The following is a 10,025-nucleotide window of genomic DNA, read 5'->3' as shown; positions in this document are numbered from 1 at the left end:
GCCGGCCCCCCCCGCCGCCACCCTACCTAACGGCCTGGGCGGCGGCCCCCGCCGTACACGGATACTCTTGACTGGTGACCGACGCCCGAGAGACCGCAACAGAAGCACCACCGGCGCCGGTCCCGCTGCTGGACCCGCGCGAGGGAATCCCGCCGGTGACCGCCAGCCCGGAGGCCTTCGCCGACGTCGTGGCGGCCTTCGCCGCGGGCTCCGGACCTGTCGCCGTCGACGCCGAGCGCGCATCCGGTTACCGCTACGGACAGCGGGCCTACCTGGTCCAGCTGCGCCGCACCGGAGCAGGGACCGCGCTGATCGACCCCGTCGCCTGCCCCGACCTGTCGCCGCTGAGCGCGGCACTGGACGGCACGGAATGGGTGCTCCACGCCGCGACACAGGACCTGCCGTGCCTCGACGAGGCCGGCATGCGGCCCACCCGGCTGTTCGACACCGAGCTCGCGGGGCGCCTGGCCGGATTCGCACGGGTCGGACTCGGCGCGATGGTCGAGAACGTCCTCGGCTACGCCCTGGAGAAGGGGCACTCCGCCGTCGACTGGTCCACCCGCCCGCTCCCCGAGCCGTGGCTGCGCTACGCCGCGCTCGACGTCGAGCTCCTGGTCGACCTCCGCGACGCGCTGGAGGCGGAACTGCGCGAGCAGGGCAAGCTGGACTGGGCGATGCAGGAGTTCGAAGCCATCGCCGCGGCCCCGCCGCCCCCGCCGCGGATCGACCCCTGGCGCCGCACCTCCGGCATGCACAAGGTGCGCCGCCGCCGCCAGATGGCCGTCGTCCGCGAACTGTGGAACCTCCGCGACCGGCTCGCCCGCGAACGCGACGTCTCCCCCGGCCGCGTCCTCACCGACGCGGCCATCGTCACCGCGGCCCTGGAGCCCTCCGCGAACGCGCACGCGCTGGCCGCGCTGCCCGGCTTCGGGCACCGCATGGGACGGCGCCAACTGGAGCAGTGGCAGGCCGCGATCGACCACGCCCGCCTCATCCCCGAACGCGAGCTCCCCCAGCCGGGCCCCGCCTTCACCGGCCCCCCGCCGCCGCGCGCCTGGGCCGACAAGGACCCGGTCGCCGCGGCCCGGCTCACCGCGGCGCGGGCCGCCGTCTCCGAACTCGCGGAGCAGCTCAATCTGCCGCAGGAGAACCTCATCACCCCGGACACCGTGCGGCGCCTGTGCTGGGCGCCGCCGCGGGAGCGTACACCGGACGCTGTCGCGGAGTTTCTCGCGGATGCGGGGGCGAGGCGGTGGCAGGTCGAGCTCACGACGCCCATCCTCGCGGGGGCGCTCGCGGCCCACCCCTGAGGCCGCGCTGCGCTTCCTTGAGCCTGGGTTTTTCCCCCGCCCTCCCTCCCGTGTGCCCGGCGCGGTAAGTGCAGGCCCCGCTCCGTTTGCCGTGGGGTCGGTGCCGCGCCGGGGTACGTCCTCAGCGCTCGCGGGTCGGCCCCACATTGTTCGGCATCGACCACGCGGTCTCCGCTCGTCGCTTCCGGGCGCACCCCGCCACACCCCCTCCCGGGCCGGTTGGGGCGACTTACGGCCGGTGGGGTGTCTGTTGGCGGTGACGGCGGAGCAGGTCGTCGGCGCGGCGCTAACGGGTGCCCGAGCACGGTGCCGTTCAACACCACCCACCGGGGATCAGGCGCGGGAGCTCACGGAGGGGGCGGGGGAGTTGGGGGCACCTCCCAGCGGTAGCTGGGGGAGGGTGGTGTTCTGGACTGTGGAGCATATTTGGGTGCGTGACCCGGGGCACGCAGCCGAGAGTCCCTGAGGCACCTAAATGTGCTGTCCAGAATGGCAGCCCCGGAGGCCCCGAACCCGGCCCCCCAACAACGCGCGTCGGGGCGCCCAGACCTTGCCGGGCTGGGGGCACCCCCGGCCGAAGGTTGGGGGAGGGCGGGAGGGCGGGGGAAAAAGCGGGGAAGACACAACGTGTGACCCCGCACACCCGCACTGGGCACATCGGTTACCGATGAGTAGCATGGAGCCCGGAGCCGCCGTCTTCTGCCCGCGGCAAGCGAACCCGCATCCTGAGGAGAGCCAACGTGCCTCGTACCGCTAGGGACGTCGTCTTCGTCGACGGCGTCCGCACCCCGTTCGGCAAGGCGGGCCCGAAGGGCATCTATCACGAGACCCGTGCCGACGACCTGGTGATCAAGTCCATCAGGGAGCTGCTGCGGCGCAACCCCGCCCTCTCCCCGGAGCGGATCGACGAGGTCGCCATTGCCGCGACCACCCAGATCGGCGACCAGGGCCTGACCCTGGGCCGTACGGCCGCGATCCTGGCCGGGCTGCCCAAGTCGGTGCCCGGCTTCTCGATCGACCGCATGTGCGCGGGCGCGATGACCGCGGTGACCAGCGTCGCCGGCGGTGTCGCCTTCGGCGCGTACGACGTGGCGGTGGCCGGCGGTGTGGAGCACATGGGCCGGCACCCGATGGGCGAGGGCGTGGACCCCAACCCGCGCTTCGTGTCGGAGAAGCTGGTCGACGACTCCGCCCTGTTCATGGGTATGACGGCGGAGAACCTGCACGACCGCTTCCCGCACCTGACCCGGCAGCGCGCCGACGAGTACGCGGTCCGCAGCCAGGAGAAGGCGGCGAAGGCGTACGCGAACGGCAGGATCCAGCAGGACCTGGTGCCGGTCTCGGTGCGCCGCACCTCCCCCGAGGGCGGGGAGACCGGCTGGGGCCTGGCGACGGCCGACGAGCCGATGCGCCCGGGCACCACGCTGGAGAACCTGGCGGGCCTGAAGACCCCGTTCCGCGCCCACGGCAATGTGACCGCGGGCAACTCGGCCGGTCTGAACGACGGTGCCACCGCCTCGCTGATCGCCGCCGAGGACGTCGCCCAGGAGCTGGGCCTCCCGGTCAAGATGCGTCTGGTGTCGTACGCCTTCGTGGGCGTCGAGCCCGAGGTCATGGGCATCGGCCCGGTCCCGGCGACGGAGAAGGCGCTCGCCAAGGCGGGCCTGTCGATCTCCGACATCGGCCTGTTCGAGGTCAACGAGGCGTTCGCCGTGCAGGTGCTGTCGTTCCTCGACCACTACGGCATCGCCGACGACGACGCGCGCGTCAACCAGTACGGCGGCGCCATCGCGTTCGGCCACCCGCTCGCCTCCTCCGGCGTCCGTCTGATGACGCAGCTGGCAAGCCAGTTCGAGGAGCAGCCGCACGTCCGCTACGGCCTGACCACCATGTGCGTCGGTTTCGGCATGGGCGGCACCGTGATCTGGGAGAACCCGCACTTCGACGGAGGCAGCAAGTGACCACCACCGCCGAGCTCCTCAAGGCAGCGGCCGAGCTGTTCCCGGACGAGGTCGTGACGCAGGCGCACGTGCGCCACCTCGACCTCCCCCAGGACGCCGGGCGTTTCGCGCTCATCACCCTGGACAACGGCCTGGACCACACCAAGCCGACCACCTTCGGCCCGCAGTCGCTGGCCAACCTGAGCGCCGCTCTCGACCAGGTGGAGAAGGAGGCCGCGGACGGCGAGATCGTCGGTGTCGGCCTCACCGGCAAGCCGTTCATCTTCGCGGTGGGCGCCGACCTCAAGGGCGTCGAGCTGCTGCGCCGCCGCGAGGACGCGCTGGCCATCGGCAAGGGCGGCCACGACGTCTTCCGCCGCCTGCAGGGCCTCGCGGTGCCGACGTTCGCGTTCTACAACGGCGCGGCCATGGGCGGCGGTGTCGAGATCGGCCTGCACTGCTCGTACCGCACGGTCTCCGACGCGATCCCGGCGTTCTCCCTCCCCGAGGTCTTCCTGGGCCTGGTCCCGGGCTGGGGCGGCTGCGCGCTGCTGCCGAACCTCATCGGCGCGGAGCGCGCGGTGAGCGTCGTCATCGAGAACTCGCTGAACCAGAACAAGCAGCTGAAGGGCGGCCAGGTCTACGACCTCGGCATCGCCGACGCGCTGTTCGAGGCCGCGGACTTCCTGGAGCAGTCGCTCGCCTGGACCGCCGCCGTCCTCAAGGGCGAGATCCAGATCATCCGCCCCGAGGTGGACCGCGGCGCGGCCTGGGACGAGGCCGTCGCCAAGGGCCGTGCCTTCGCCGACTCCAAGGTGCACGGCGCCGCCCCGGCCGCGTACCGCGCGCTGGACATCATGGCCGCCGCCAAGAGCGGTGACCTGTCGGCCGGTTTCGACGCCGAGGACGAGGCCCTGGCGGACCTCATCATGGGCGGCGAACTGCGCTCCGGCATCTACGCCTTCAACCTGGTGCAGAAGCGTGCCAAGCGTCCCGCCGGCGCCCCGGACAAGAACCTGGCCCGCCCGGTCACCAAGGTGGGCGTCGTCGGTGCCGGTCTGATGGCCTCTCAGCTGGCGCTGCTCTTCGCGCGCCGCCTGGAGGTGCCGGTGGTCCTCACCGACATCGACCAGGAGCGCGTGGACAAGGGCGTCGGCTACGTCCACGGCGAGATCGACAAGCTGCTGCTCAAGGGCCGTGTCAACCAGGACAAGGCGAACCGCCTCAAGGGGCTGGTCTCCGGCTCGCTCGACAAGGCCGCGGCCTTCGGCGACGCGGACTTCGTCATCGAGGCGGTCTTCGAGGAGATCGGCGTCAAGCAGCAGGTGTTCGCCGAGGTCGAGGCGGTGGTGAAGCCGGGGGCGATCCTGGCCACCAACACGTCCTCGCTGTCGGTGAGCGAGATGGCCTCGAAGCTGGAGCACCCCGAGCGGGTCGTCGGCTTCCACTTCTTCAACCCGGTCGCGGTGCTGCCGCTGCTGGAGATCGTGCGCGGCGAGCAGACCGACGACGCGTCGCTGGCCACCGCGTTCGCCGTGGCGAAGAAGCTGAAGAAGACCGCGGTCCTGACGAAGGACGCCCCGGCGTTCGTCGTCAACCGCATCCTCACCCGCTTCATGGGCGAGATCCAGAACGTCATCGACGAGGGCACCCCGGTCGCGACCGCGGAGAAGGCCATCGAGCCGCTCGGTCTGCCGATGTCGCCGCTGGTGCTGCTGGAGCTGGTCGGCCCGGCGATCGGCCTGCACGTCTCCGAGACGCTGCACCGCGCCTTCCCGGACCGCTTCACGGTCTCGGCGAACCTCGCGGCCGTCGTCAAGGCGGGCAAGCGCGGCTTCTACGTCTACACCGCCGAGAACGGCTTCAAGCCGGAGCTGGACCCGGAGGTCGCCGCGCTCCTGGTGCAGGGCGACAGCGTGCTGACGGAGGATCAGGTACGCGCCCGCGTCCTGGACGCCGTCGCGCAGGAGATCGGCATCATGCTGGAGGAGGGCGTCGTCGCCGAGGCGCAGGACATCGACCTGTGCCTGATCACCGGTGCCGGCTGGCCGTTCCACCTGGGCGGGATCACGCCGTACCTGGACCGTGAGGGCGTCTCCGAGCGGGTGAACGGCAAGCCGTTCCTCGCCCCGGGCGTCGCGAGCGTCCCCGCGTAACACCGCCGCACGCGGGAAGGGCCGCCCGGGCTTCGTCCCCGGGCGGCCCTTCGTCGTGACGGCAGCCGGCCGCTACTTCGCGTAAGCGACCGTCAGGTCCCGTACGAGCGCCCTGCGTTCGTAGTCGTCGAGTTCGACCAGGCCGCGCTCGGTGAGGCCGCGCACGGTGTCGTCGACGGCCGTCAGCACGTCGTCCAGGACGGCACGGCGGTGCCGGGCGTCCAGGGCCGCCAGCCGGGCCCGCTCCATGGCGGGCGCGACAGAGGGCGCGTACGCGACGCGCACGGGCTGCGCGGAGAAGACCTCGACGCCCGCCGGGCGCAGGTCGCGCGCGAGCACGCGGGTGAGTTCCTCGGCGAGGATGTCGACGTCGCGGAGGGTGGGGCCGGTGCCGCGGAAGTCGTCGGCGGGCAGCCGGGACGCGCAGCGGGTCACGGCGGCCTCGGTCTGCTCCCGCAGGAAGCGCTCGTGCTCCTCGACGGCGAAGCAGGCACGCGCGGTGTCCCGGACCCGCCACACCAGCAGGACGGTGACGAGCACCGGCGTGCCGGCGGAGTCGGTGGCCTCGACGGGGCTGCCGCGCCAGTGCCGGACGGTGATGTCCACCCGCCGCCGCGGCAGCAGCGGGTTGAGCCACAGCAGCCCCGTGCGCCGTACGGTGCCGCGGTAGGCGCCGTGCCGGGTGAGCACCCAGACGGCGCCGGGGCGGCCCCGGGCCAGGCCCAGCGCGGCGAAGGCCGCGAGCGCCGCCAGGATGACGGTGAACAGGTAGCCCAGCGAGTGCGGGTCGCCGCCGAAGCGCAGCGGGACGACGACCGCCGCGAGCGCCGCGGTGACGGCGAGGGCCAGCACCGGGATGCCGGGCAGGCCGCGTGCCGGACGCTCCGCGATGTCGGAGTCGGAGTCGGTGGTCGGCTGCGGGAAGCCCGCCGGGGAGAGCTGGGGGGTCGGGGACGGCGCGGGGATGAGCGGGCCCCCGGGCTTGGCGCCGGGCATGGGCGTCGTGTCGGTGGTGGTCACGAGAACAGTCGCCTCCAGGTCTCGGGTCCGGGGTGGCCGTCGGCCTCGCGGCCGGACCAGCCCTGTGCGCGCTGGAACGCCTCGACGGCGCGGCGGTCGGCCTCGCCCCAGGTGGGGCCGGGACCGGACCGGTAGGACGTGCCGAACCCCTTGGCGACCAGCCGCCGGCCCAGCGCGAGGACGTGGGGGCCGGATCGGCCGGGTCGGAAGGCGCCGGGTCCGGGGTAGGCCGGGGCGGCGCCGGCCGGACCCCGTGCCGACGCGGGGGCCGCGGCGGGTGCCGGGGAGGCGGGGCCCGGTGCTCCCCGCCCGATGTCGGCCCCGCGGCCGTCGACGAGGTAGCGCCATGTCGCCGGACCGGGGATGCCGTTGGCGGCCGGGCCCTTCCAGCCCTGCGCCCGCTGGAAGGCACGGGTGGCGCGCTGGTCCGCCGTGCCCCAGCGGGGTCCGGGCCCGGCCTGGTAGTACGGGCCGCCGCCGCGGGTCCGCAGCATCCGGCCGAGGCGGGTGACGTTGGCGTTGGACGTGCCGGCGCCGAACGACCAGCTCCCGGGGAAGTCGTCGAACAGGTCGCCGCCGGAGTCGCCGCCCTCGCTCAGGTACTTGTAGCGGTAGGGCCGGTAGCCGGAGTCCGGCGGCAGCGGGATCTCGGACATCTGGGTGTGCGGCGGGGCCTGCTCGTAGGCGTTGTAGGCGGTGTGCTCCTCGTCCGCCCAGCCGACGAAGATCCGCACGTGCGAGCCGCCGTGAGGGCTCCTGCGGCTCTGGTAGAGCAGGATGTCGCCGGGCTCGAGGTCGTCGACGTCGATGCGGTAGGCGAAGCGGGGCAGACTGCCGGTCCACTCGTTGCGGTTCAGTCCCCAGGCCATGGAGACGAAGCCCGAACAGTCCTGCCGGTAGCCGTCGCTCCAGTACTCGTTCATGCGGTACGGGACCTCGGCGTCCACCCAGGTGCGCGCCCGGTCCAGGATCTCATTGCCCGACAGACGCAGCGGGGCGGCGACGAGTTCGGGGCCCGCCTGGGCCGGCGCCGGGGCCGCGACGGTCACGCCGGGGACCGCGGCGACGGCGCCCGCCACGGCTACCACCGCCACTGCCGCGGGTGCCGCATGGGGCCTGGAGAACCGCCCTGACCTGCGCGCCGTCAACCGGATCAACCGTGCGCGGGCGCAGTCCTCGCACCCGCAACCGGGCCGCGGCTCGACGTCGACGAACACCGGCGGGGACATGCGCACCACTCCTCTGAATCGGATGCCACACGCCCCCCTTACCCCATTTCATAGGAAAAGCTGCGAAATGGGGTAAGAGTGCGCGCGATCAGCCGACCGGAGTGACGCTCTCGCTCGTGGTCGCGGACGGATCGGCGCCGGTGCCCGCCGTGTCCGTGCCGCTCGTGGCGGTGTCCGACGGGGTGCCGGTGCCGGCCGTCGTACTGCCGTCCGTGGCGCTCGCCGACGAACTCGGGCTGGGACTCACGGCCTGACGGACCGCCAGGTCCACGGCCTTCTGCACCAGAGCGCGCAGCCGCGCCGGCGTCAGCCCGTCCGCGCCGCCCGTCGGGGCGGTGACCGTCTCACCGTTGACCTGCACGACCGGCGCGGCGGTGAACCCGGCCTCGGTGAACTGCCGCTGGGACTTCTTCACCCAGCCGTCGTGGTCGCGCTCCTCGACGCACGGCACGAACTTGGCCTCGTCGATCCCGTGGGCCTGCCGCGAGACGGACTTGAGCAGCTTCTCGCTGTTGAGGCCGTCGTCCGCCACGTCGACGGGCTGCACGGCCCACAGCGCGTCCACGAACTGCGTGAAGTGCCCCTGGTCCTGCGCGCAGGCGGCCGCGTTGGCCGCGGCCAGGGCGCCCTCACCGCCGTTGGCGGCGTCGGAGGGCGTCACCAGGCGGTAGTCGATCTGGACCTGCCCCGCCGCCAGCAGCTGCGTGAACGTGTCCGCGTACTCGGCGGCGAACGCCTTGGACTCCGGGGCACGCAGGTCCTCGTACACCGTCAGCGTCACCGGCAGGACATCGGGCCGCACCGGAACGGCGAGGCTGTCCTGACCGGCGGCACCGGTCGGCGCCTTGGCCGTGTGCTCCTTCTCGGAGCGCACATGCGCGCCGATGACGGCCGACCCGCCGAACACCACGGCCAGGACGACCACGGTCCCGGCGTACGACCGCAAGCGCTTGGACTTCGTCTGCTTCACCGGGTCTTTCTACCACCGGGCCCGGTGCCCGGATGAGGGCGGGGGGCCGTCCCGGCGGAACCGGGGGCCGCCTCCCCGGCCACTGTGCCAGGCTGGTGGGTGTGAACGGCATCACCGTCCCGCTGGTCGTCGTCGACGCCGCCAACGTCGTGGGCTCCGTGCCCGACGGCTGGTGGCGCGACCGGCGCGGAGCGGCCGAGCGGCTGCGGGACGCGCTCGCCCCCTTCGCGGGCACAGGGCTCCCGGAGCGGGCCGACGTGCCGGAGTGGGCCCGCACACCGCCGCTGGAGCTGCTGCTCGTGGTGGAGGGCGCGGCCCGCGGCGTGGCCCCGGCCGCCGGGGTCCGGGTCGAGGCCGCCCCGGGTCCCGGCGACGAACTGATCGTGGAGCTCGTCGCGGACCGCGACCCGCCGGACCGGCCCTGCCTCGTCGTCACCGCCGACCGCGAACTGCGCGAGCGCGTGACCGCGCACGGCGCCGCGGTGGCGGGGCCGCGGGCGGTGCGCCCGTAGCCGCACCGGCTACGCGTCGTACACGACGGTGAAGCCGGGCGCCGCCGCCGCGGAGCGCGGCCGCCAACTCCGGAGCCTCGCGTTCAAGACCGACCCAGCCGGTGAAGCACAGCTCTGCGGGCATCGGGACCAGTCCGGTGATCGCGTCCCAGAAGGCGGACCGGTTCATGCCGTAGAAGGACGGGAAGCCGAGCTCGCGCTTCAGGACCGCGTGAAGGTCCCGATCGCCACGGACCGCGCCGACGTCGATCACCACCCGCGGGGGCGCCTGCGGCTCCGGCTCCTCGGGACGCCCCCAGAAGGAGGGCAGCCACCAGCAGAGCACCGTCCGGTCCTCGGGCCAGGGGCGGTGCGCCTCGCCCGTCCACTCCTCGAAGAGGTCCACGGCCGGATCGATCGGGCGCCAGCCGGGGTCCGGCGGCTCGTCGTCCGCCGGCGGCCGTGCGAAGCGCCGCCCGTACTGATCGCAGGCGCCGTAGGCCCGGACATTGCGCTGGGCCTCGGCCAAGGGGGCCCGGTGCGCGGCGCCCCGCCGGTACGGCCACCGCAGCCGCTCGGGGTCGTCCTCCCAGTGGTACACGGGGCAGACGACGTAGGTCCCCGGCCATCCGTCCCCGGCGTCGAGGACGAGGTGACCGCAGCACGGACAGGGGCGGCGGGTATCCACCGCAGCAGTGTGGCCGAGCGCGCCCGCGCGACGCGACCGCCTTCCGGCCCGGGGCTGCCCGGCGGGATGCCGGGCAGCCCTTTCGCCGCTTCCCCCGCGCGGCTTCGCCGTCAGCGGCTGCTCGTCGTCTCGATGTCGACGATGCGGTCGTACCGCTCCAGCAGCACGAAGAGCTTGTTCTTCTGCGTCGTCCCGCCGCTGCCGTAGGTCAGCGTGACGAC

Annotated in this window: 8 protein-coding genes; 4 read left to right on the top strand and 4 right to left on the bottom strand. The window is 73.4% G+C overall.

Annotated elements, in window-relative coordinates; all coding sequences use genetic code 11:
- The first annotated feature begins 74 nt into the window (after positions 1 to 74).
- The 3 genes from ABZ883_RS42855 (at position 75) to ABZ883_RS42845 (ending at position 5,406) form a co-directional block, all read left to right on the top strand.
- Positions 75 to 1,310 carry an HRDC domain-containing protein gene (locus ABZ883_RS42855; RefSeq protein WP_360917698.1) on the top strand — a complete coding sequence of 412 codons (1,236 nt, stop codon included), beginning with the start codon at positions 75 to 77 and terminating at the stop codon, positions 1,308 to 1,310.
- 740 nt (positions 1,311 to 2,050) lie between these two features.
- Positions 2,051 to 3,271 carry an acetyl-CoA C-acyltransferase gene (locus ABZ883_RS42850; RefSeq protein ID WP_360917695.1) on the top strand — a complete coding sequence of 407 codons (1,221 nt, stop codon included), beginning with the start codon at positions 2,051 to 2,053 and terminating at the stop codon, positions 3,269 to 3,271.
- A complete protein-coding gene (locus ABZ883_RS42845) occupies positions 3,268 to 5,406 on the top strand; it encodes a 3-hydroxyacyl-CoA dehydrogenase NAD-binding domain-containing protein (RefSeq protein WP_360917692.1) in 2,139 nt (712 codons plus the stop codon). The genes ABZ883_RS42850 and ABZ883_RS42845 overlap by 4 nt, the downstream gene beginning before the upstream one ends.
- Before the next feature lie 72 nt (positions 5,407 to 5,478).
- Here ABZ883_RS42845 and ABZ883_RS42840 read toward each other — a convergent pair whose 3' ends face one another.
- The 3 genes from ABZ883_RS42840 to ABZ883_RS42830 all read right to left on the bottom strand — a co-directional run bounded on the left by ABZ883_RS42840 (position 5,479) and on the right by ABZ883_RS42830 (position 8,625).
- A complete protein-coding gene (locus ABZ883_RS42840) occupies positions 5,479 to 6,426 on the bottom strand; it encodes an SPFH domain-containing protein (protein ID WP_360917689.1) in 948 nt (315 codons plus the stop codon).
- A complete protein-coding gene (locus tag ABZ883_RS42835; RefSeq protein WP_360917687.1) occupies positions 6,423 to 7,505 on the bottom strand; it encodes a peptidoglycan-binding protein in 1,083 nt (360 codons plus the stop codon). The genes ABZ883_RS42840 and ABZ883_RS42835 overlap by 4 nt, the downstream gene beginning before the upstream one ends.
- 238 nt (positions 7,506 to 7,743) lie before the next feature.
- Positions 7,744 to 8,625 carry a thioredoxin domain-containing protein gene (locus ABZ883_RS42830; RefSeq protein WP_360917685.1) on the bottom strand — a complete coding sequence of 294 codons (882 nt, stop codon included), beginning with the start codon at positions 8,623 to 8,625 and terminating at the stop codon, positions 7,744 to 7,746.
- 101 nt (positions 8,626 to 8,726) lie between these two features.
- On the opposite strand from ABZ883_RS42830, the gene ABZ883_RS42825 reads away from it, so the two are divergent.
- The gene (locus ABZ883_RS42825) at positions 8,727 to 9,137 is read left to right on the top strand and encodes an NTP pyrophosphohydrolase (RefSeq protein WP_360917683.1); all 411 of its coding nucleotides are present in this window, start codon (positions 8,727 to 8,729) and stop codon (positions 9,135 to 9,137) included.
- Here ABZ883_RS42825 and ABZ883_RS42820 read toward each other — a convergent pair.
- Positions 9,058 to 9,804 (bottom strand): CPCC family cysteine-rich protein, encoded by a 747-nt coding sequence (locus ABZ883_RS42820; RefSeq protein WP_360917681.1) that lies wholly within the window; start codon positions 9,802 to 9,804, stop codon positions 9,058 to 9,060. The two genes, ABZ883_RS42825 and ABZ883_RS42820, sit on opposite strands and share 80 nt — an antisense overlap.
- Between the last annotated feature and the right edge of the window lie 221 nt (positions 9,805 to 10,025).

Source organism: Streptomyces sp. NPDC046977, from assembly GCF_040644455.1.
In the GTDB taxonomy this organism is placed as follows: Bacteria; Actinomycetota; Actinomycetes; order Streptomycetales; family Streptomycetaceae; genus Actinacidiphila.
Note: the sequence above shows the minus strand (reverse complement) of the source record. Positions and strands in the feature narration are given on the sequence as shown.